The following is a 19,534-nucleotide window of genomic DNA, read 5'->3' as shown; positions in this document are numbered from 1 at the left end:
TGAGTGTTCGGTGATTGCTGAACGATGTCGAAGCTACATTGCGTTCAGCAAATCGTCAACGAGGACGGATGCCCATAATCCCTGCAAGCGCTGGGATGTGAGGTCGTCATTGCAATGATTGTGACGCTGAATGCAATGGCGCTCGACGTAGGCATTGCAATGGCCTGGCGGTGAACGCATACTGCGGAGCGGAACCGCGTGGAGTGCGCGGACGGAGGGGAAGGAGCGGCAGCGGATGCCCGGAGGAAGGCTCACCGACGAGGACCGCCGGACCATCGCCGAGGGGCTGGCCGAAGGCCTCGGCTACGCCGGGATCGGGCGACGGCTCGGGCGCCCGGCCTCGACCGTCCTGCGGGAGGTCACCCGCAACGGCGGGCCCGAGGGCTACCGGGCCGACCGGGCGCGGGAGTCCACGCGGGACCGGGCGCGCCGCCGGAGGCAGGAGCGCCCACCGGAGCCGACGGCGCCCGAGGACGCTCACGGGCGCGACCCCCGGCAGCTCCGGGAGTTCGAGGAGTTCTTCACCGGGCTGCTCGAACGGCAGGGGCTGCCCAGGATGGCGGCCCGCGTACTGGCCCGGCTGTGCCTCGCCGACTCCGGTGCCGCCACCGCCGCGGAGCTGGTCCGTCGCCTCCGGGTCAGCCCGGCCTCCGTCTCCTCCGCCGTCAACTTCCTCGAACAGCAGGGGATGGTCCGGCGCGAGCGCACGCCCGGCGAACGCCGCGAGCGCTACGTCCTGGGCGACGACATCTGGCGCCGCTCCGCCCTCGCCGCGCTGCGGATGAACGAGGAACTGATCGCGGCGACGCGCCGCGGGGTGGAGGTCCTCGGCCCGGCCACCCCGGCGGGTGCCCGCTTCGACTCCTCCGCGGAGTTCCTGCTGCTGATGAGCGAGGCCCTGCACCTGGTGCTGGACCGCTGGCGCGAGCGGGAGGCCCGGTAGGAACGGGAGTTCAGGTTCCTGGAGGGCGTCGCGTTCGTGTGTCGGCGGTCGCCGGTTCCGGAGCGGATATCCCCTACTCTTCCTCCATGCTGTCTGTGGTGGTGGCCCCCTGGGAGGGCGACGCGGATCCGGTCTTCCTGCGCGCGCCGGACGAACTGCACGACGCCGCGAGCACGATGAAGGTCGCGGTACTGGCGGCGCTGACCCGCGGCGGGGTGGACCTCGACGCCGAGGTGCCGGTGGTGAACCACTTCGAGTCCGTGGTGGGCGGGGAGTTCGGCAACGATCCCGACTGGGACAGCGACCCGCTGCCCTGGGAGCTGCTGGGCACCCACGTACCGCTGCGGCTGCTGGCCGAGCGGATGATCACCCACTCCTCCAACCTGGCCACCAACCTCTGCCTGGCCCGCACCGACCAGCGGACGGTGGCCGAGGTGTGGCGCCGGGCGGGGGCCACCCGCAGCTCCAGCCCGCGCGGGATCGAGGACTACGCGGCGCGCGCGGCGGGCGTGCACAACCGGGTGAGCGCCCGCGATCTGGTCCGCCTGCTGCACTCGCTCGCCGACGAGCCGGAGTTGCTGGCGCTGCTGGAACGCAACGACTTCCGGGTCGACCTCGCGGCCGGCATCCCGCCGGGCACCCGGATCGCGTTCAAGAACGGCTGGGTGCCCGGCGCCCGGCACTGCGTCGGCCTGGTCCACCCGTACGACTGCCCGCCGTACCTGATCGCCGTCTGCTACACCGGCCCGCTCGCGGACGGCAGCGACCGCACCGATCCGGCGGCCCGGCTGCTGGCCCGGATCTCCCGGGCGGTGTGGCAGCGACGCAAGGAGATCACCCGCCGGTCGTGATCACCACCAGCCTGCTGCGCACCCCGCGCGGGCGCAGCACCCGCGCGGGGTCCGGAGGCAGCGGCTCAGGAGGGCTGGGACTCAGGAGGGCTGGGACTCAGTACGGCTGGGACTCAGTACGGCTGGACGAGGACGTGGGCGGCGCCCGGGATGCCGATCTTGAGGAGTTCGTCCTCCTCCGGGGTGGTCGGGGTGCCGGTCTCCTGCTTGAGGACGGCGCGGGACATCGACTGGACCCACATGGCGCGCGGGCGGCGGCGGGCCTCCCAGGCGGTGAGGGCGGCCGGGACGTCGGGCGCCGCGTCGAGGCTCTCGGCGAGGACCAGGGCGTCCTCGACGGCCATCGCGGCGCCCTGGGCGAGGTGCGGGGTGGAGGCGTGGGCGGCGTCGCCGGCGAGGGCGACCCGGCCGACGTGCCAGGGCTCCTCGACGGTGACCTGGGAGATCCGGGAGTAGACCACGGCGGCCGGGTCGGTGACCTGGGCGAGGGCCTCGGCGATGGGGCCGCCGAAGCCTGCCAGACGCTCCCGGAGCTGCTCGTGGGCGCGCTCGGGGTCCGGGCGGAAGTCCTCGGCCTCGGCGAACACCGAGCCCAGGTACATCAGTTCCTCGCTGATCGGGGTGAGCAGCGCCTTGGCGGCGAGGTTCCCGGTGGACATCACCACGCCCTTGACCTCGGGCGAACGGGGCAGGGTGACGCGCCAGTTGGCGAAGCCGGTGTACTCGGGGGCGTAGGCGTCCCCGTACAGCCGCCTGCGCAGCGGGGAGCCGATGCCGTCGAAGCCGACGACCAGGTCGTAGCGGTCGTGGTGGCCGTCGGTGAGGGTGGCCTCGACCCCGGTGCCGTCGTCGGTGAGCTCCGAGATCGTGGTCCCGAAGCGTAGGCCGGCGCCGGCCGAGGTGGCGGCGGCGGCCAGCACCCGGGCCAGGGCGGGGCGCGGTATGCCGTTGTTGGAGGGGGCGTCGCCCATCCGGGGCTGGGGGATCTGGGCGAGGGTGGTGCCGGCCGGGTCGCAGATGGTCAGCACCTCCCATTCGAAGCCGGCGGCGAGGCACTCGTCGAGCACGCCGATCTCGCGCATCACGTGCAGGGCGTTGGACGGCTGGATGATGCCGACGCCCAGGGCCTCCAGCTCGTCGCGCAGTTCGGCGACGTCGACGTGGTGGCCGCGCCGGGCGAGGGCGGTGGCGAGGGTGAGGCCGCCGATGCCGCCGCCGTGGACGAGGACGCGCAGGGGTGTGGTCATGAAGGGGTGCTCCAAAGGACAGGGCTCGGGCGGGCGCTCAGCCGACGGGGGCGGCGGCGAGGTCCATCAGGTGGTCGACCAGGGCGAGCAGCAGGTCGCGGCCGAAGCCGCGCTCGCGCACGTCGCCGATCAGCATCGGGACCTGCGGGTCGAGGTCGAGAGCGGACCGGATCTCCTCCGGGGTACGGGTGTTGTGGTTGTGGAAGCAGTTGATGGCGACCACGAACGGGATGCCGCGGCTCTCGAAGAAGTCGATCGAGGCGAAGCTGGTGTCGAGCCGGCGGGTGTCGGCGATGACGACGCCGCCGAGGGCGCCGTTGACCAGGTCGTTCCACATGAACCAGAAGCGTTCCTGCCCGGGCGTGCCGAACAGGTAGACCACCAACTCGGGGCTGACGGTGATCCGGCCGAAGTCGAGGGCGACGGTGGTGGTGTCCTTCTGGTCGACGCCGGCCAGGTCGTCGACGCCGACGCTGGCCGTGGTCAGGTACTCCTCGGTGCGCAGCGGGGTGACCTCGCTGACCGAGCCGACCAGGGTGGTCTTGCCGACGCCGAAGCCGCCCGCGATCAGGATCTTGACCGCGGCGGGGGCCGCGGCGGGTGCGGCGCCGGGTGCGGCAACGGGTGCGGGGGAGTGGGGTGTTGCCATCGTTCAGAGTCTCCGGAGTCCTTCGCGTACGGCCGTGAGCAGGCCGAGGTCCACGCCCCCGGCGGCACGGGCGACCGAGAGGGGCGCCCGGGCCTTCAGCAGGCCCTGGGCGACGAGGTCGCCCAGCAGGATCTTGGTGACCGAGACCGGGAGGTCCAGGCCGGCCGCGACCTCGGCGACGGCGGCCGGGCGCCGGCAGCGGTCGAGGATCAGCCGGTGCTCGGGCTGGAGGCCGCGGGCACCGGCGCGGCTGCCCCGCGCCAGGGCCGCGTCGGCCTCCTCCTCGGCGGTGGTGAGCACGGTGATCAGGGTGAGGTCGTCGCGCTCGGGCGCGGTCCGGCCGCGGGTGATGGTGTACGGGCGGACCATGACGCCGGTCTCGTCCTCGGCGTACGGCTCCTCCAGTTCGCTCCAGTGCGGCGTCCGGCCGCGGGCCCGCGGGTCCTCCTCGCCGGTGTGCGGCCCCACCACGGTCAGCCCCGGTTCCGGGAGGCGAAGACGTCGAAGGACGCGGGGGCGCCCTCGGCACGGGCCGGGGTGGTGAGCTTCTGGCCGACCTGCTGCACCAGGGTGTGCATGGCGACGGACATCACCTCGGCGTCGACCTCCTGGGAGGCGACCACGGCCAGGTGGGTGCCCTGGGCGGCGGCGATGACGAACAGCCAGCACTCGGCGAGTTCGACGATCACCTGGTGCACCGGCCCGCCGTCGAAGAGCTGGCCGACGCCCCGGGCGAGCGACTGCTGACCGGTGGCCACGGCGGCGAGGCGCTCGGCGTCGGCGCGCTCGATGGTGCGGGAGTGGCTGACCACGAGGCCGTCGTCGGAGAGCAGGACGGCGTTGCGGGTCCCGGGCACCGAGTCGACGAGTCCGTCCAGCAGCCAGTCCAGGTCCTGGTGGGTGGCGATCGTGCGGTTCATGACTGGTCATCCGTTCGTGTGGTTCGGGGTTCCGCGGCCGGCAGGGCCCAGGGGGAGGGCGCCGACGCGGGGGCGGGGGGACCGGCGGGCAGGGCGGGGAGAGCCGGCGGGGTGGGGCGGACGGGCAGCGGGTGCTCGCCGCTGTCCTGGGCACGGGCGGCGCGGGACTGCCGCTGGAAGGCGCCGATGGCGGCGCCGGAGCGGCGGACGGGCCGTTCGGCGCGCTCCGCCGGGCCGGGCCGGTCCGCCTGGTGGGGCGGGGCGCCGGCGGGCTGCCCGGCGGCCGGGTCGACCCACTCCTGCCGGGTCGGCGGGGGCACCCGCAGCTCGGCGGCCAGGCTGGCCTGGCGGACGCGCTGGGGCAGCGGCGGCTGTCCGCCCTCGACCTGGCTCACCGGCACGGCGGAGGGGTACTCGCGGTGCCGGCGCCGCTCGGCCAGCCGGTAGTGGTCGGCCGGGCGGTACTGCTCGTCGGCGTACGGGGCCTCGGCCTCGGTGACCCGGGCGTAGGCGATGTCCGGGTAGGCGGGGGCTTCCGGCGCGGGGGTGGTGCCGGTGGCGGGCTGCGCCCCGGCCGGGGCGGCGGCGTAGGCCGGCGCCGGGTCGACGGGGGAGCTGTGCTGGATCGGCTGCTCGTGCGGCGGCTGCGGCTGCTCCTGCGGCTGCTCGTGTGGCTGCTCGTGCGGCAGCTGGTGCGGCAGCTGGTGCGGCAGCTGGTGCGGCAGCTGGTGGAGCTGCGCCGGGAACGGTCCTTCCACGAACGGTCCTGCCGGGAACGGCGGTTGCGGGAACGGGGCTTCCAGCGGCCCCGGCTCCTGGAAGGCCGGGGCGACGCACTGTGCCGGAGCGACGGTCCCGACGGGCACGCCGACGCCGGCCCCGACGGGCGCGCCGGCCCCGACCCCGACCCCGCCCGGCAGCGGCCCGAAGGAGTGCACCGGTGCGACCGGCGGCCCGACCGCGACGGCCGGCTGCGCCGCCTCGTCGGAGGCGGAGCGCACCGCCCGGCGGGAGCGCCGGACCAGCGGGATGGGCTCGACGGGAGCGGCGTCCGGGAGTCCGGCGTCGCCGTCGATGACCAGCTCGTCCGGGACGAGCACGACCACCCTGGTGCCGCCGAAGGCGGACGGCCGGAACTCGATCTTGAGCCCGGTGAGCGAGGCGAGCCGGGCGACGACGTGGAAGCCGAGCCGGATGTCGTCGGCCCGGGCGAGCACGTCGGTGCGCGGCGGGCGGCTCATCAGCTCGTTGGCCGCGTCGTACTGTTCCGGATCCATGCCGAGGCCGCGGTCCTCGATCTCGACCGCGAGGCCGCGGCCGACCATGGCGGCCCGGACCTCGACCGGGGTGGGCGGCTTGGAGAAGGTGGTGGCGTTCTCCATCAGTTCCGCGAGCACGTGGGCGACCGGCCCGACGGCCCGCTCGGAGAGCCAGGGGTGGCCCTCCACGTCGATCATGATCCGCCGGTAGTCCTGCACCTCGCCCTGGGCGGAGCGCAGCACGTCCAGCAGCGGGACGGGCTTGCGCCAGCGCCGCTGGGGCTGGCCGCCGGCCATGATGACGAGGTTCTCCTCGTAGCGGCGCAGGCGGGCGGTGAGGTGGTCGAGGTCGAACAGGCCCTCCAGGACCTCCGGGTCCTCGTGCTTGCGCTCCAGTTCGTCGAGCTTGCGCAGCTGGCGGCCGATCAGCAGCTGGGTGCGGCGGGCGATGCGCTGGAGCAGCCGCTCGAAGCCGCGGTGCTGGTCGGCCTGCCGGACGGCGGCCTCCAGGGCGGCGGAGCGGGCCAGGTTGAGGGCCTGGCCGAGGCGGGCGAGTTCGTCGGTGCCGTTGCCGTGCTCGCCGGTGGTGACGGCGCGGCTCGCGGCCTCGGTGTCGACCTGTTCGCCGCGGCCGAGGCGGTCGACCACCTCGGGCAGGGTGCGCTCCATCTCCTCGGCCTGGGTGTGGAGTTCCTTGATGCGGCGGCGCAGCGAGCGGCTGAGCCGCCAGGAGGCGATGACCACGGCGACGACGGTGATCAGGCCGATCGCGGCGGTCAGCACGACGCGGGTGAGCAGGCCGAGGATGGTGCCCTTGCCGACCTCGACGATGGCGCCGGTGCGGGCCTCGATGGCCTTGACCAGCTGGGGGTTGAGCTGGTCGACGGCCTGGCGCCACTGGTCCTGGGCAGCGGGCAGTTTGACCGTGCCGTTGGACTCGGCGGCGGTGGGCCGGGTGAGCTGCTGCTCGACGGCGGTCTTGGCCTGCCAGGCGGGGCTGTTCATTAGGTCGTGCCAGGCGGCGGCCTCGCCGTCCGGGACGTACGGGACGACCTGGACGGTGAACAGGTGGTCCTGGGCGCCGATCAGCTGCTGGACCTGCTGGTAGTCGGCGGTGCTGAGCCGGCCGGTGGGCCAGCCGCGGGCCAGGACGGCGTCCTCGCGGGCCAGCATCTCCTTGGCCCAGAAGGAGTTGACCAGGGTCTTGGACACCCAGGTGACCTCGCCCGCGTCGACGTGGCTGAGCGCGGTGAACAGCCGCAGGTCGACGGCGATGAGATCGGTGTAGTAGGTGAAGACGGCCTGCTGGTCGACGGTGCCCTTGTCGACGGCGGTCCGTTCCTCGGCCAGTTTGCCCATGGCCTGCCGGGCTTCGGCGACGGCGCTGCGGACGTCGTCGGGGGCGTTGTCGGCGGTCTCGCCGGACAGCGCCTGGAACTGGCGCACCGCGTCGTCGGTCAGCTGCCGCTGGTGGCGCAGCTGGTCGGCGTTGCCGCCGGGCCGGGCGAGTGCCTCGGCGCTGAGCCGGCGTTCCTCCTGGAGGTTGTAGTAGACGATGTTGGACGGCTGGCCGGCCTTCTGGGCGAGCATGCCCTGGGCGGCCTGGCGCTGGAAGTCGAAGACGGTCTCACCGCTGGTCACCGCCCAGAGGGCGACCAGGGCCAGGCTGGGGACGACGGCCAGGACGAGCAGGGCAGTCCGCAGGGACAGGCGTGGACGCCTGCGGGGGGCCTTCGGCGTCGGGGGCCGCCGATTCGCACGCGCGCGCAGAGCAGACTCCTTGGGGCTGGCGGCCGACCGGTGAGGGGCAGGCCGTCCGGGCACGGGCTTCTGACGAAGCGATACTAGTCATATCGTGTGATTGGAGTGAAAGCCCGTGCGCCACCTGCGCGGTGCTTGTGCACCAGCTGGACACAATGTCGCCCCCGCGTTGACCGTTTGTGTCCGAAGCAGCCGGGTCTGCTCCTGCCTGACACAGTGTCGCCCGCAGCCGGAGCCGTTGGGTGGCCGTGGTGTGAAAACTGTGTGACGCACGCTCCGGAAGACCGCCTGCGCCCGCCGGTGGCTTCGGCGAGGGCCGCTCGCTGGTGGCCTCGGCGAGTGCCGGCCGTCGGTGGGTTCAACGGGGACCACTCGCCGGTGGGTTTAACGGGTGCCGCCCGCCCGTGGGTTCAGCGCGGGCTGAGCAGCCGCGAGCGCGTCGACTCCAGCTCCGCTGCCAGCACCCGCCCCGCCGCCGCCGGATCGCCCTCGTGCAGCGCCCGTACCAGCTCCGCGTGCGAGTCGTACCCCTGGTTCGGATCCCCCTCGCGCAGCCCGAACAGCCCGACCAGGGCCACCAGGTGCTCCCGCAGCACCGGTGCGAACTGGGCGAAGAGGTCGTCCAGTACGGGGTTGTGGGCGGCGGCCACGATCGCCGTGTGCAGCGCGATGTCGGCGTCCACGAAGACCGTGTCGTCCGCCCCGCCGGCCGCCAGGCGAGCGGCCAGCGCGGCGTCCACGGCGGCCAGGTCGGTCTCCGTACGGCGCTCGGCGGCCAGCCGGGCGGCCTGCACCTCGACCATCGTCCGCACCTCGTAGACGTGTGCCAGCTCGGCGGCGCGCAGTCGGGTGGCCCAGTCCCCGGCGGTCGGGCGGTCGGCCGTCACGAACACCCCGGCGCCCTGGCGGGCGTGCACCATCCCGGCCGCGGCGAGGGTGCGCAGCGCCTCCCGGACGGTGGAGCGGCCGACGCCCAGCTCCTTGGCGAGCGCGACCTCGCCGGGCAGCCGGCCGCCCACCGGCCAGTCGCCCGACCGGATCCGCCGCTCGATCAGTTCGGCGGCCTGGGCGGCGAGGTGGGAGGGGCGGAGCGGGGGCATCGTCGTCACCTGTCAGGTTGTCTGAGGACTTCGGTCATGGTTACTCTACCCGGCATGCAGCCGTGGAGCGCTCTCCTTCTTGGTGGCCGCAGCGGGGCGTGACCTGACCGGCACCCCGCTGCGGGGCGCCGTCCTGCCGGTCTCCGGAACCAGCCCGGTTCCGGTACCCGAGTCGAGGACCCCCGAGGACACCCGATGCGCTTCCCGACCCTGCACGCCCCCGCCGGCCCCACCCCGGCCGACGCCCCCGCCTGGAACCCCCAGCGCGGCGGCGCCATGCCCTCCCACCGCTACCGCCCCGCCCACGAGCGGGTCCCGGTGCCGGCCCTGCTGCGCCGCTGGCCCGGCCGCCGGATCGAGCGGGCCCCGCTCTGGGTGCCCGTCGACCTGCGCGACGGCAACCAGGCGCTCGCCGAACCGATGGACCCGGCACGCAAGCAGCGGATGTTCGACCTCTTCCTGGCCATGGGCTTCAAGGAGATCGAGGTCGGCTACCCCTCCGCCAGCCGCACCGACTTCGAGTTCGTGCGCCGGCTCGCCGAGACGCCCGGGGCGGTGCCGGAGGACGTCACCGTGGTCGTCTTCACCGCCGCCCGGGCCGACCTGATCGACCGCACCTTCGAGGCCGTCCAGGGCCTGCCGCGCGTCGTCGTCCACCTCTACACCGCCACCGCGCCGCTGTGGCGGGACGTCGTCCTCGGCAAGGACCGGGCCGAGCTGCGGGCGCTGATCACCGCGGCCGCCGAGCGGATGGCCCGGCTCGGCGAGGGCCGGGACGGCCTGCGGTTCCAGTTCTCGCCCGAGGTGTTCAACCTGACCGAACCGGACTACGTGCTGGAGGTCTGCAACGGCCTGACCGAGCTGTGGGACGCGAGCCCCGACCGGCCCGTGGTCCACAACCTGCCGGCCACCGTCGAGATCGCCACCCCCAACGTCTACGCCGACCAGATCGAGTACGTCGACCGCCACCTGGCCCGGCGCGACTCCGTGATCCTCTCCGTCCACCCCCACAACGACCGGGGCACCGGCGTCGCCTGCGCCGAACTGGCCGTGCTGGCCGGCGCCCAGCGGGTCGAGGGCTGCCTGTTCGGCAACGGCGAGCGCACCGGCAACGTCGACCTGGTCACCCTGGCGCTCAACCTGCACACCCAGGGCGTCGACCCGATGCTCGACCTCTCCGACATCGACACGATCCGGCGCACCGTCGAGCACTGCAACCGGCTGCCCGTGCACGAGCGCCACCCCTACGCGGGGGACCTGGTGCACACCGCCTTCTCCGGCACCCACCAGGACGCCATCAAGAAGGGCTTCGCCCGGCACGCGCGGACCGCCGCCGAACTCGGCCTGCCCGAACGGGAGGCGCCCTGGTCGGTGCCGTACCTGCCGATCGACCCGGCCGACCTCGGGCGCGACTACGAGGCGGTGATCCGGGTCAACAGCCAGTCCGGCAAGGGCGGCATCGCCTACCTGCTGCAGAGCGCCGCCGGACTGGAACTGCCCCGGCGGCTGCAGATCGAGTTCGCCCGGGTCGTCCAGGAGGCCACCGACGACAGCGGGCGGGAGGTGACCGGCGAGGAGCTGTACGCGCTGTTCCGGGCCGAGTACCTGGACGCCGGCGCCGCCCGCACCTGGCGGGTCGACGGCGGCCGGGCCGAGGTGGACGGCCGCCCGGGCAGCGGCGCCGGGCCGGTGGACGCCGTCGCGGACGCGGTGGGGGTGGAGGTGCTCTCCTTCACCGAGCACAAGGTCGGGGGCAGCCCGGACGCGATCGCCTACGTCGAGGCGCGGGCGGGCGACGGCGCGGTGGTCTGGGGCGTCGGACGCGACGCCTCGGTGCTCACAGCGGGCGTACGGGCGGTGCTGAGTGCCGCCGAACGCGGGGTGTCCGCAGGGGCCGTCCCCGGCACGGCGATGGCCGTCGTGCCGCCCTCGGCGGCTGGCGGCTGAGGGCTGACGGCTGACGGGGTGAGGGCTGACGGCTGAGGCCGTCACGGCCCACCGCCGTCCCGGCGGTGGGCCGTTGCCGTGCGGAGCATCCCTGGGACGCCCGGGGAGCCCGGGCCGCAGGCGTTCCCGGGGCGGGCGGCGTCCCAGGGACGGGGAAGCGCTAGCGGGACGCCGTCAGCGGCTCCTAGCGTCGGTCGGGTCGAAAGCGGCCGGTCACGGCCTGCGCACCCCACCCCGGGAGACCCCACCAGTGTTCAAGCCATCCTCGTTCAAGCGCGCCGCAGTGGTCGCGGCCTCCGCAGGACTCGCGTTCGTCGCGCTGGGCGGTACGGCCAGCGCCAGCTCCACGGCCGGCGACATCTCCATGTACGACACCGGGATCGGCGTCAAGTGCGTCCAGATGGCGCTGAACGACTCGAACGTGCACGCCGGCCTCAAGGTCGACGGCATCTTCGGCCAGCACACCAAGGACGCCGTGATGCAGTTTCAGCGGACGAACACCGCCAAGGCGGGCTGGTCGCTCGACGTCGACGGCATCGTCGGCCACAACACCGGCTCCGCGATGATGGAGATCATCGTCCACAACGAGCACGACTGGGGCAACACCTGCTGGGAGAACATGCCCACCTGACGGGCCGGCCCCACTCCGCTTCTCCTTCCCTCCCCCTCCCGCACTCAGTGAGGAATTCGTCAATGAAGCGCATCCCGGCCATCATCGCCGCGATGTTCGCCGCGCTGGTCGCGGCCGTGCTCGTCGCTCCGGCCGCCCAGGCCGCGAGCTGGCCCCTGGTCCGCAACGGTGACCACGGTGACAACGTCACCACCGTCCAGTACCTGCTGTCCGCCCGCGGGTTCGCGACCGGCGCCGACGGTGCCTTCGGCCCCGGCACCGAGGACAAGGTCAAGAGCTTCCAGAGCGCCAACGGCCTGAGCCCGGTCGACGGCATCGTCGGCGGCGACACCTGGTCCAAGCTGATCGTCACCGTCCGCAACGGCGACAACGGCGACGCCGTCAAGGCCCTCCAGGTCCAGCTGAACGCCCACGGCGCCGGCCTCAACGTCGACGGCGCCTTCGGCTCCGGCACCGACAGCAAGGTCCGCAGCTTCCAGCAGTCCGCCGGCCTCAACCCGGTCGACGGCATCGCCGGCCCGGCGACCTGGGCCGCCCTGCTCGGCGGTGGCGGCAGCACCGGCGGCTCCGGCGGCGGTAGCGGTGACAAGCTGACCCAGTCGCAGGTCGCCTCGATGTTCTCGGCCGCCGGCATCACCTGGTCCTCCTCGGGCAACTGCTCGGACCGCACCAACAGCAGCTGCACCTCCTTCGACGGCCTGCGCCGCGCCTCGGCCGACGGCGCCGTCAACTTCAAGCACGCCAGCAACTGCGCGCTGAACATCACCGGTGGCACCGAGACCGGCCACGCCAGCGGCACCTACAGCCACGGCACCGGCTACAAGCTGGACTTCGGCATGACGAGCTGCATCACCAACTACATCCACGGCAACTTCTCGCACAGCGGCACCCGCGGCGACGGCGCCGACCTGTGGACCGCCCCCTCCGGCAACATCTACGCCAACGAGGGCAGCCACTGGGACGTCACCTTCATGAACTGACGCCCGCGGAGCGCTTCCTGAGCGGCGCACCCTGCGGCGGCGGGGCCACCGGACTTCCTCCGGTGGCCCCGCCCCGTCGCGTTCCCGGGCCCCGGGCCCCGGGCCCCGGGCCCCGGGCCCCGGGCCCCGGGCCCCGGGAACGCGGTGCGTGTGCGGGACTCGGCCTCATGCCCCGGAAAGCAGTCCGAACCGTGTTGCCACCTGACCGGCCAGGTCGGTGACGGGAACTCCGCCGTCGATCGTGATGGTGTCGAGCCCGTACCTGTCCGCTTGCCTGCGGACCTCCTCATCCCAGAGGGCATCGCGTCCGAGGCGTTTGGCGAGCGTGGTTTCGAGGTCACTGCTACCCCAGTTGGCGCGCGCACGGGCCGGATCCGCGTAGCGCGCGGCGAGTGCGTTCCGCCGGAACCGGGGTGTGGGCAGGAGGAAGACGGCTCGGTCGGGCCGCCCCAGCAGCGGTCCGAGGTGAACGGGCAGGATCCCGAAGTAGTCGACCAGGATGACGCGGTCGCGGGGCATCGCGAGCAGGTCGTCGACAAGGAAGCCGGCGGTCTCTCCGTGCAGGCCCGGCATCGCCTGGAACACCTCACGCGGGGTGCGGCCCCGCCACATGTCGCCCGGGGGCGCTTCGCGCAGGGCCGACAGGCGCGGGTGCCGCTGCGGCGTGCAGCGCGCCAGCCAGCCGTGTTCCGCACGGTCGCCGTCGTACACCGCGAGGTCGTGTCGGTCGGCCAGGACCCGGGCCAGCGTGCTCTTGCCGGCGCCCGTGCCGCCGGCGATCCAGCGCACGTGTATCAGCAGAGCAGCCACTTCTCTACGCGTCCCGGTGTGCGGGAAAGGGGAGGCCATGCGAGCCATGGTCCCGGTCTCGGCCTGAAAATCGCAGTCTTGTTCTTGCATCGCGGCACGCTGATGATGGAAGAGAGGGGACTGGTCCACGCACCAAGCGATGAGCCACGGCCGTCCGATCGACAAGGACGAGCGGATCGAGGCCAGTGCCCGGAAGTTCTGTACCCAGGGCGGGTCTTGTGGATCAGGCCGGGCCCCGCCCTGGCCCCGCCCTCCGGTGGACCCCGCCCGCAGGGCGCCGTCGGTCACGGCGGACACTGGGGTACGGGCCGTCCGCCGGGCCGGCCCCTTCGAACGGTTGACGAGGAGCCGACGTGTCCGCCCTGCTCATCCTGAACTACGACGTCACTGACCCCGAGCGCCTGGAGGCCTACCGCCAGGGCGCCGCCGCCGTCCTGCTGGGCCCCGCGGAGCTGGTCGCCAGCACCGACCGGACGGTCCACCTGGGCGAGGGCGGTCGCCCGCCCGGCGGCAGCCACACCGTGGTGCTGCGCTTCGCCGACGCCGAACAGGCCCACGCCGCCTACGAGTCGGACGCCTACCGGGAGCTGCTGGAGGAGCGCCTGGCGGCCACCGTCCCGTTCACGGCGATGATCGTGCCCGCCCTCTGAGCCCTTACGATCCGGGCCCTTTCCGTCCGGGCCCTCTCCGTCCGGGCTACCGCGCCGGGGCTACCGCACCCGGCGGACGACGGTGACGTCGTCCCAGCCCTTGGAGCCGACCGTCTGGAGCGCCGTGGCCTCCAGGCGGTCGTCCGCGCCGACGGCGCGGGCCAGCCAGATGGTGCTGTACCGGCCAGCGTGCCGAACTCCAGCACCCGCCGGGCGCCGCTCATCCCGCACAGCAGGGCCAGCAGCTTCCCCTGGTTCGCGGTGACCTCGGCCTGCGGCATCGTCGTCGCCGCGCCGGACCGCCGGGCCCGCACCAGCGCGTCGTCCTCGGGGACGAGGGTGTCGACGAAGTAGGCGTCGACCTCACGCCAGGCCTGCTCGGATTCGTATATGCCGTCGTTCCTCCCCGGTGGTGGTCCCGGCCGCTCGGGTCAGTCGGCGAACCAGGCGAAGTCCTCAGGATGGTGCATCTGGTGCAGGCAGACCAACAGCCCGTTGCGCTTGTCGAGGTCCTCGACGGCGTCCAGCCAGGGGACGACGGCGAGGAGTTCCACCAGGTCGTCGGTGACGGTGGTGTCGAGGAAGGCGTCGAGGTCGGCGGGTATCGAGTCGTCGGTCAGGCAGAGCCAGGCGAGGGCGGCGCTGACCCGGACCTCCGGCGGGCGGGCCGCGTCCCGCCACCAGGCGTGCATGGTCGCGGTGGTCTCCGGTTCGCGTGTCTCCCAGGCGAGTTGGCCGATAGCCAGGACGAGGGAGGCCCGCACCGCCGGGTCGTCCTCGACGGCGAGGCGCCCGTGCAGCACGGCCGCGACCACGGGCGCCGGGGGCGGGACGACCGCTGAGGCGTGGGCGACGGCGTGGCGGACCTCCGGGTCGGGGTCGTCCAGCAGGTGGAGCAGCAGCGCCGCGTCCGCGGCCACGGCCGAACGGGCCGCCTCGATCGACCAGTTGGCCAGGCTGCCGGCCGGCTCGTACCGCGGCCGGTCCGCCGGGAGGCCGACGCGCAGCAGGCCGCCACGCGTCCCGTCGCCCCACGGCATCCGGTGCGCCACCGCCGCCGTCAGCCGCACCAGCGAAGCGCGGTGCCGGGGGTGGGCGAAGGCGATGCGCAGCAGGAAGGGGACGGCCAGGGCGCCGGCCGTGGAGGTACCGCCCTGGTGGGCAAGGCTGTTCCACAGTGTGGTCAGAGCCCCCTCGGAGGCTTTCGCGTCACCGAGGCGGACGCTCTCCAGCAGGCCGGGGACGTCCTGGGCGGAGCCGTAGGCGTGGTCGAACCGGGCCCAGGGCACCGCGTCGTAGCGCAGGTCGTCCTTGACGATCCGCGGTATCGCGGCCACGACCGGGCGCACGTCCTCGCGCTCGGGCAGCGTGCCCGCCCAGCCCGCCCAGCCCTCCCAGCCCTCCCAGCGCTTCGGAGCCGGTGTCGAAGCGTCGGTCTCGATCCACCCCACAACAGTTCCCCGTCCATCACGTCCGTTGGTGCACACCCTTCCTAACACGTGCCACCGACAACCCGAGGGGCTGCCGGTGGCGGAGGCGGTGACGGTGGCGGTGGCGATGCCGGTGGCGGGGGCCCGCCACAGAGCGTCACGGGGCGTCAGGGGCGTTAGGGGCGTCAGGGAGCGGGAACCGGCTCCCGCTCGGCGGCCGGCGCGGTGCGCGCCGCCGGGCTCCGGGGCGGCGCCGGGCGCAGCAGGACGGCGCAGGCGAGGGCGGCCAGCAGGGCGAGCGAGGCCGCGACGACCACGCAGAGCCGCAGGCCGTCCAGGAAGGAGCCGCTGAGCGCCGTCAGGGCCTGGCCGGTGGCCGGGCCGAGGTCCAGTCCGGCGACGGCGCCGAGGCCCTGCTCGCGGGCGACGTCGACGACGTGCCCGGCGGTCGTGGCCGGCACCCCGGTGTCCGCGAGCCGGCCGGGCAGCGCGTCCACGGCCCGGGTGGTCAGCAGCGCGCCGAGGACGGCCGGGCCGAGGGCGCCGCCGACCTGGCGGAAGGCGTTGTTGCCGGCCGCGGCCATGCCCGCCAGGTGGTGCGGGACGGCGGAGACGGCGGTGGCGGTCATCGGGGTGAGCACCGCGCCCAGGCCGAGCCCGAGCAGCAGCAGCCGCCAGGCGATCGAGCCGAAGGAGGTGTGGGCGTCGAGGTTGGTCAGCGACAGCAGCGAGCCCGCCGTGACGACCAGTCCGGTGGTGATCAGGACCCGGGCGGACACCCGGTGCATCAGGCGCCCGACGGGCAGGCTGGCGGCCAGCGACGCCCCGGTCACCATGACCATCCGCAGGGCCGCCTGGAGGGTGGTCAGGTGCTGCACCAGGCCGAAGTACAGGCTGAGCACGAAGAAGAAGCCGATCAGCCCCAGGAAGCTGATCATGGCGACCAGTGAGGTGGCGGTGAAGGCCGGGCTGCGGAACAGGGCGGGGTCGATCATGGGGCTGGCGCTGCGCCGCTCCACGACGACGAACACCGCGGCGGCGAGCGTGCCCAGCACCAGGGCGGCCACCGTGGCGGGCTCGCCGAAGCCGTTCGCGCCGCCCTCGATGACGCCGTAGACCACGGCGGTGACGGCCACGGCCGCGCCGATCTGGCCCGGCCAGTCGAGCCGACGGCCGTGCGGGGCGCGCGAGTCGGGCAGCAGGAACGCGGCGACGACCAGCACGACCAGCGACACCGGGACGGGCAGCAGGAAGATCCAGCGCCAGGCGACGTGCTCCAGCAGTACGCCCGCGATCAGCGGGCCCACGGCCAGCGAGGCCAGCAGGGACATCGCCCACAGCCCGATGAACTTCCCGCGCTCCCGGTGGTCGGGCACGGCGTGGCTGATCAGCGCCAGCGTGGTGGGCAGCAGCGCGGCCGCGCCGAGGCCGGAGGCGGCCTGCCCGGCCCACAGGACCTGGACGGAGTCGGAGCCCAGCGAGACCGCCGCGCCCACCGCGCACAGCGCCATGCCCGTCTGGAACACCCGCTTGCGGCCGTGGACGTCGCCGACCACGCCGGTGGTCAGGATCAGCGCGGCCATCGGCAGCACGAACGCGTCCGACACCCAGGACAGTTGGGCGGTGGTCGCGCCGAGCGCCCGCTGGATCGCGGGCAGGCTGACGGAGACGGTGGTGACGGGCAGGTAGGCGACGAAGACGCCCAGGCAGGCCATGACGAGGGTGACGCCCCGTCCGGTCCTGGGGCCGCCTGGCATCGTTGCGGAGTTCACTGAGTCTTCCTTCGGCTGCGGAGGGTGCCGTACGGGCACCGGGTGCGCAGGTGCCCGTACGGGGCGCCTGCGGCGATGAGAGCGCCGCCGTGTCCGGCGCGCGCCCGCTCACGGGCCGGGCGCACCGGCCGGGCCGCGCGGCCCCCACCGGCCGCCGCTCGACCGCGGAGCCGCCGACCAGCTTCACCCCGGCGGGCCTCGGATCTCCGAACGATCTCGGAAGACGTTGCGAAACATCCATCCTGGTGGTGCCCGTGTGATGATTCCGCCATGCCTGACGCCCTGGACCGCAAGATCATCCACGGACTCCACTACGGACCGCGGGTCCCCTTCCGCCGCCTCGCCGAGGTCATCGGGGTGTCCGAGCAGACCGTGGCGCGCCGGTACGCCGCGCTGCGCCGCAGCGGGGTCCTGCGGGTTGTCGGCCTGAGCAGCCCGGCCGCCCACGGTCGGGCCGAGTGGATCGCCCGTCTGCGCTGCCGCCCCGACGCCGTGGGGCCGCTCGCCGAGTCCCTCGCCCGCAGGCCTGACGTCGCCTACGTGGGCATCGCCTCCGGCGGGTCGGAGATCAACTGCATCATCCGCTCACCGGCCGGCACCGGCCGCGACGACGTCCTGCTGCGGCAGCTCCCCAAGGCGGCCTCCGTCCTCGACATGAGCGTCGACCTGCTCATCCACCCCTTCGGGCCCGAGCGCGCGGCCGGCTGGACCGGCGGCGAGGGCTCCCTCACCGAGGAGCAGGTCCGCCGGCTCGCCGGGGAGCACCCCGAGCCCGTCGGCCCCCCGCTCACCCCGACCGACGAGGACCTCCCCCTGCTGGCCGCCCTGGCCGAGGACGGCCGCGCCTCCCACACCCGCCTCGCCGAGGTCACCGGCTGGTCCAAGGCCCGGGTCGCCCGCCGCCTGGAGGCCCTGGAGGCCTCCGGCTCCCTGGTCTTCGACGTCGACACCCTGCCGGAGCGGCTCGGCTACGAACTCAACGCCACCCTCTGGCTCCAGGTCGACCTGTCCGGGCTGCAACGGATCGGCGAGGAGATCAGCCGACACGACGAGGTCGCCTTCGCCGCGGCCGTCAGCGGCCGGCACAACATCATGGTGGTCGTGTTCTGCAAGGACACCCCGGACTTCTACCGCTACCTGAGCGACCGCCTCGCCCGGATCGACGGCATCCGCGGCTACGAGATCAGCGTCCGCGTGCGCCGCCTCAAGCAGGCCGCCTCGCTGATCCACCACGGCCGGCTGATCCACCCGGCGTTGGGGTGACCGGTGCTCGGGTGGCCGGTGCTGGGATGACCGGTGCTGGGATGACCGGTGCTGGGATGACCGGTGCTGGGATGGCCGGTGCTGCGGCGCCGGCCTGCCGGTGGGCGCGGCGGGCCGGGGCCGGGTGCCACTACTTCACGTAGGCGGTCCACTGCTGGTTCGGGGAGCCGATCGACAGCTCGGTGGTGACGCGCTGGTCCTGCCCGTTGGCCTGGAGGACGTAGTCCAGGTACTTCACGCTGGCGATGGCGGTGGCGTCCACGCTCGGCTCGACCATCCACCGCTGGGCGAGGTCGCTCGCATCGCAGGCCTGCTGGGTGACGGCCTTGCCGGGGCCGATGGCCGCGAGGCACTTGCCGTAGTGGGTGCCCTTGATGGTGAAGGTGCCGTTGCCGAGCGGGGTGAGGACCCAGGCCTGGTAGGTGAGGCCGGGGTCGCGGGTCCAGACGTCGCTTCCGAGGTACTCGTCCAGGTTGTTGTAGTCGCTCTGGACCTGGAGGGAAGCGGTGACCGGGACGGCAGCGGTGGCCGTGTCGCAGTTCAGGACGGCGACACCGGCGAGGGAGGCGGCCGCCGCGAGGGTGGCGACGGCCTTCTGAGTGATGCGCACTGCTTCTCCTAGCTCAAGGGGTCGGCGGACCCGGATGGGCCTGCCCGGCCGAGAAGCTAGGGGTGGGAGGCGGGTCGTTTGTGGACGACTCGATGGGGGTAGGCCAAGTGGTTCAGGCGTTTCGCTGGGACGGCGCAGCCGTGGTGGTCGCGAGGGTGAGGAAGGCCTGCCAGGCGGCGGGGGTGAAGCTGAGGCAGGGGCCGCTCTTGTCCTTGGAGTCACGGACATGGACGGTGGTGGTGGTCTCGGCGACCTCGACGCACTCGCCACCTTCGTTGCCGCTGTAGCTGCTCTTGAACCAGACGAGTTCCATGGCATCTGACGGTACGCCAACGGCCCGCCGCCGGGTAGGTGGTGGGCCGTTGAGGGAGATCGGTCAGACCTCGGTGGTGGCGGCGAACGTCACGAAGGCCTGCCAGGCGGCCGGCTCGAAGGCCAGCTGGGGGCCGCTCTTGTCCTTGGAGTCACGAACGTGGACGGTACCGGGAGCCTCTGCAACCTCGACGCAGGCGCCGCCCTCGTTGCTGCTGTAGCTGCTCTTGAACCAGACGAGTTCCATGGCATCTGACGGTACGCCAACGGCCCGCCGCCGGGTAGGTGGTGGGCCGCTGAGGGGGATCGGTCAGACCTCGGTGGTGGCGGCGAACGTCACGAAGGCCTGCCAGGCGGCCGGCTCGAAGGCCAGCTGGGGGCCGCTCTTGTCCTTGGAGT

20 protein-coding genes are annotated in these 19,534 nt (G+C 73.5%); 7 read left to right on the top strand and 13 right to left on the bottom strand.

The window, feature by feature from the left end; genetic code table 11:
• The first annotated feature begins 235 nt into the window (after window positions 1–235).
• Together ACIQWA_RS05640 and ACIQWA_RS05635 are read left to right on the top strand one after the other, a co-directional pair.
• Window positions 236–943: a MarR family transcriptional regulator gene (locus ACIQWA_RS05640; protein WP_402478526.1), complete on the top strand. Its 708-nt coding sequence runs from the start codon at window positions 236–238 to the stop codon at window positions 941–943.
• 86 nt (window positions 944–1,029) lie between these two features.
• The gene (locus tag ACIQWA_RS05635) at window positions 1,030–1,794 is read left to right on the top strand and encodes a serine hydrolase (protein WP_360243639.1); all 765 of its coding nucleotides are present in this window, start codon (window positions 1,030–1,032) and stop codon (window positions 1,792–1,794) included.
• 113 nt (window positions 1,795–1,907) lie between these two features.
• Here ACIQWA_RS05635 and ACIQWA_RS05630 read toward each other — a convergent pair whose 3' ends face one another.
• The 6 genes from ACIQWA_RS05630 to ACIQWA_RS05605 all read right to left on the bottom strand — a co-directional run bounded on the left by ACIQWA_RS05630 (window position 1,908) and on the right by ACIQWA_RS05605 (window position 8,730).
• Window positions 1,908–3,041 carry an FAD-dependent monooxygenase gene (locus tag ACIQWA_RS05630; RefSeq protein WP_402478522.1) on the bottom strand — a complete coding sequence of 378 codons (1,134 nt, stop codon included), beginning with the start codon at window positions 3,039–3,041 and terminating at the stop codon, window positions 1,908–1,910.
• A gap of 37 nt (window positions 3,042–3,078) precedes the next feature.
• Window positions 3,079–3,690 carry a GTP-binding protein gene (locus tag ACIQWA_RS05625; protein WP_402478520.1) on the bottom strand — a complete coding sequence of 204 codons (612 nt, stop codon included), beginning with the start codon at window positions 3,688–3,690 and terminating at the stop codon, window positions 3,079–3,081.
• A gap of 3 nt (window positions 3,691–3,693) precedes the next feature.
• Window positions 3,694–4,059: a DUF742 domain-containing protein gene (locus ACIQWA_RS05620; protein ID WP_360243681.1), complete on the bottom strand. Its 366-nt coding sequence runs from the start codon at window positions 4,057–4,059 to the stop codon at window positions 3,694–3,696.
• Between the two features lie 104 nt (window positions 4,060–4,163).
• Window positions 4,164–4,610: a roadblock/LC7 domain-containing protein gene (locus ACIQWA_RS05615; protein ID WP_402478517.1), complete on the bottom strand. Its 447-nt coding sequence runs from the start codon at window positions 4,608–4,610 to the stop codon at window positions 4,164–4,166.
• Complete coding sequence (locus tag ACIQWA_RS05610) at window positions 4,607–7,510, bottom strand: nitrate- and nitrite sensing domain-containing protein (RefSeq protein ID WP_402478515.1); 2,904 nt, start codon at window positions 7,508–7,510, stop codon at window positions 4,607–4,609. The genes ACIQWA_RS05615 and ACIQWA_RS05610 overlap by 4 nt, the downstream gene beginning before the upstream one ends.
• 530 nt (window positions 7,511–8,040) lie before the next feature.
• Window positions 8,041–8,730 (bottom strand): FadR/GntR family transcriptional regulator, encoded by a 690-nt coding sequence (locus ACIQWA_RS05605; RefSeq protein ID WP_402479694.1) that lies wholly within the window; start codon window positions 8,728–8,730, stop codon window positions 8,041–8,043.
• A 195-nt stretch (window positions 8,731–8,925) separates the two neighbouring features.
• On the opposite strand from ACIQWA_RS05605, the gene ACIQWA_RS05600 reads away from it, so the two are divergent.
• From ACIQWA_RS05600 to ACIQWA_RS05590, 3 genes are all read left to right on the top strand, one after another.
• A complete protein-coding gene (locus tag ACIQWA_RS05600; RefSeq protein WP_402478512.1) occupies window positions 8,926–10,677 on the top strand; it encodes a 2-isopropylmalate synthase in 1,752 nt (583 codons plus the stop codon).
• A 250-nt stretch (window positions 10,678–10,927) separates the two neighbouring features.
• A complete protein-coding gene (locus ACIQWA_RS05595) occupies window positions 10,928–11,308 on the top strand; it encodes a peptidoglycan-binding domain-containing protein (RefSeq protein WP_360243622.1) in 381 nt (126 codons plus the stop codon).
• Between the two features lie 62 nt (window positions 11,309–11,370).
• On the top strand, window positions 11,371–12,288 hold the full coding sequence (locus ACIQWA_RS05590) for a peptidoglycan-binding protein (RefSeq protein WP_402478509.1): 918 nt from the start codon (window positions 11,371–11,373) through the stop codon (window positions 12,286–12,288).
• 165 nt (window positions 12,289–12,453) lie between these two features.
• Here ACIQWA_RS05590 and ACIQWA_RS05585 read toward each other — a convergent pair whose 3' ends face one another.
• Window positions 12,454–13,077: a hypothetical protein gene (locus ACIQWA_RS05585; protein ID WP_402478507.1), complete on the bottom strand. Its 624-nt coding sequence runs from the start codon at window positions 13,075–13,077 to the stop codon at window positions 12,454–12,456.
• Between the two features lie 374 nt (window positions 13,078–13,451).
• Here ACIQWA_RS05585 and ACIQWA_RS05580 point away from each other — a divergent pair, with 374 nt between their 5' ends.
• The gene (locus ACIQWA_RS05580) at window positions 13,452–13,748 is read left to right on the top strand and encodes a DUF1330 domain-containing protein (RefSeq protein ID WP_360243617.1); all 297 of its coding nucleotides are present in this window, start codon (window positions 13,452–13,454) and stop codon (window positions 13,746–13,748) included.
• Window positions 13,749–13,808: 60 nt separating this feature from the next.
• Here ACIQWA_RS05580 and ACIQWA_RS05575 read toward each other — a convergent pair whose 3' ends face one another.
• From ACIQWA_RS05575 to ACIQWA_RS05565, 3 genes are all read right to left on the bottom strand, one after another.
• Window positions 13,809–13,979 (bottom strand): hypothetical protein, encoded by a 171-nt coding sequence (locus ACIQWA_RS05575; RefSeq protein WP_402478505.1) that lies wholly within the window; start codon window positions 13,977–13,979, stop codon window positions 13,809–13,811.
• A gap of 200 nt (window positions 13,980–14,179) precedes the next feature.
• Window positions 14,180–15,199: a hypothetical protein gene (locus ACIQWA_RS05570; RefSeq protein WP_402478503.1), complete on the bottom strand. Its 1,020-nt coding sequence runs from the start codon at window positions 15,197–15,199 to the stop codon at window positions 14,180–14,182.
• Window positions 15,200–15,363: 164 nt separating this feature from the next.
• On the bottom strand, window positions 15,364–16,935 hold the full coding sequence (locus ACIQWA_RS05565) for an MFS transporter (protein ID WP_402479691.1): 1,572 nt from the start codon (window positions 16,933–16,935) through the stop codon (window positions 15,364–15,366).
• Window positions 16,936–17,220: 285 nt separating this feature from the next.
• Here ACIQWA_RS05565 and ACIQWA_RS05560 point away from each other — a divergent pair, with 285 nt between their 5' ends.
• The gene (locus ACIQWA_RS05560) at window positions 17,221–18,213 is read left to right on the top strand and encodes an Lrp/AsnC family transcriptional regulator (protein ID WP_402478500.1); all 993 of its coding nucleotides are present in this window, start codon (window positions 17,221–17,223) and stop codon (window positions 18,211–18,213) included.
• 130 nt (window positions 18,214–18,343) lie between these two features.
• On the opposite strand, the gene ACIQWA_RS05555 is transcribed toward ACIQWA_RS05560, so the two are convergent.
• From ACIQWA_RS05555 to ACIQWA_RS05545, 3 genes are all read right to left on the bottom strand, one after another.
• Window positions 18,344–18,823 carry an RICIN domain-containing protein gene (locus ACIQWA_RS05555; RefSeq protein ID WP_402478497.1) on the bottom strand — a complete coding sequence of 160 codons (480 nt, stop codon included), beginning with the start codon at window positions 18,821–18,823 and terminating at the stop codon, window positions 18,344–18,346.
• A 112-nt stretch (window positions 18,824–18,935) separates the two neighbouring features.
• Window positions 18,936–19,136 (bottom strand): DUF397 domain-containing protein, encoded by a 201-nt coding sequence (locus ACIQWA_RS05550; RefSeq protein WP_402478494.1) that lies wholly within the window; start codon window positions 19,134–19,136, stop codon window positions 18,936–18,938.
• 63 nt (window positions 19,137–19,199) lie between these two features.
• Window positions 19,200–19,382, bottom strand: coding sequence for a DUF397 domain-containing protein (locus ACIQWA_RS05545; RefSeq protein WP_402478491.1), 183 nt, complete (start codon window positions 19,380–19,382; stop codon window positions 19,200–19,202).
• Between the last annotated feature and the right edge of the window lie 152 nt (window positions 19,383–19,534).

The organism is Kitasatospora sp. NPDC098652, assembly GCF_044760155.1.
In the GTDB taxonomy this organism is placed as follows: domain Bacteria; phylum Actinomycetota; class Actinomycetes; order Streptomycetales; family Streptomycetaceae; genus Kitasatospora.
This window is presented reverse-complemented; position numbering and strand designations above follow the sequence as displayed.

Coding starts and splice junctions, on each gene's coding strand:
- ACIQWA_RS05615 (WP_402478517.1), bottom strand. CDS start 4,610: ATGAACCGCACGATCGCCACCCACCAGGACCTGGACTGGCTGCTGGAC.
- ACIQWA_RS05545 (WP_402478491.1), bottom strand. CDS start 19,382: ATGGAACTCGTCTGGTTCAAGAGCAGCTACAGCAGCAACGAGGGCGGC.
- ACIQWA_RS05590 (WP_402478509.1), top strand. CDS start 11,371: ATGAAGCGCATCCCGGCCATCATCGCCGCGATGTTCGCCGCGCTGGTC.
- ACIQWA_RS05600 (WP_402478512.1), top strand. CDS start 8,926: ATGCGCTTCCCGACCCTGCACGCCCCCGCCGGCCCCACCCCGGCCGAC.
- ACIQWA_RS05635 (WP_360243639.1), top strand. CDS start 1,030: ATGCTGTCTGTGGTGGTGGCCCCCTGGGAGGGCGACGCGGATCCGGTC.
- ACIQWA_RS05550 (WP_402478494.1), bottom strand. CDS start 19,136: ATGGAACTCGTCTGGTTCAAGAGCAGCTACAGCGGCAACGAAGGTGGC.
- ACIQWA_RS05630 (WP_402478522.1), bottom strand. CDS start 3,041: ATGACCACACCCCTGCGCGTCCTCGTCCACGGCGGCGGCATCGGCGGC.
- ACIQWA_RS05560 (WP_402478500.1), top strand. CDS start 17,221: ATGCCTGACGCCCTGGACCGCAAGATCATCCACGGACTCCACTACGGA.
- ACIQWA_RS05565 (WP_402479691.1), bottom strand. CDS start 16,935: ATGCCAGGCGGCCCCAGGACCGGACGGGGCGTCACCCTCGTCATGGCC.
- ACIQWA_RS05620 (WP_360243681.1), bottom strand. CDS start 4,059: ATGGTCCGCCCGTACACCATCACCCGCGGCCGGACCGCGCCCGAGCGC.
- ACIQWA_RS05640 (WP_402478526.1), top strand. CDS start 236: ATGCCCGGAGGAAGGCTCACCGACGAGGACCGCCGGACCATCGCCGAG.
- ACIQWA_RS05625 (WP_402478520.1), bottom strand. CDS start 3,690: ATGGCAACACCCCACTCCCCCGCACCCGTTGCCGCACCCGGCGCCGCA.
- ACIQWA_RS05605 (WP_402479694.1), bottom strand. CDS start 8,730: ATGCCCCCGCTCCGCCCCTCCCACCTCGCCGCCCAGGCCGCCGAACTG.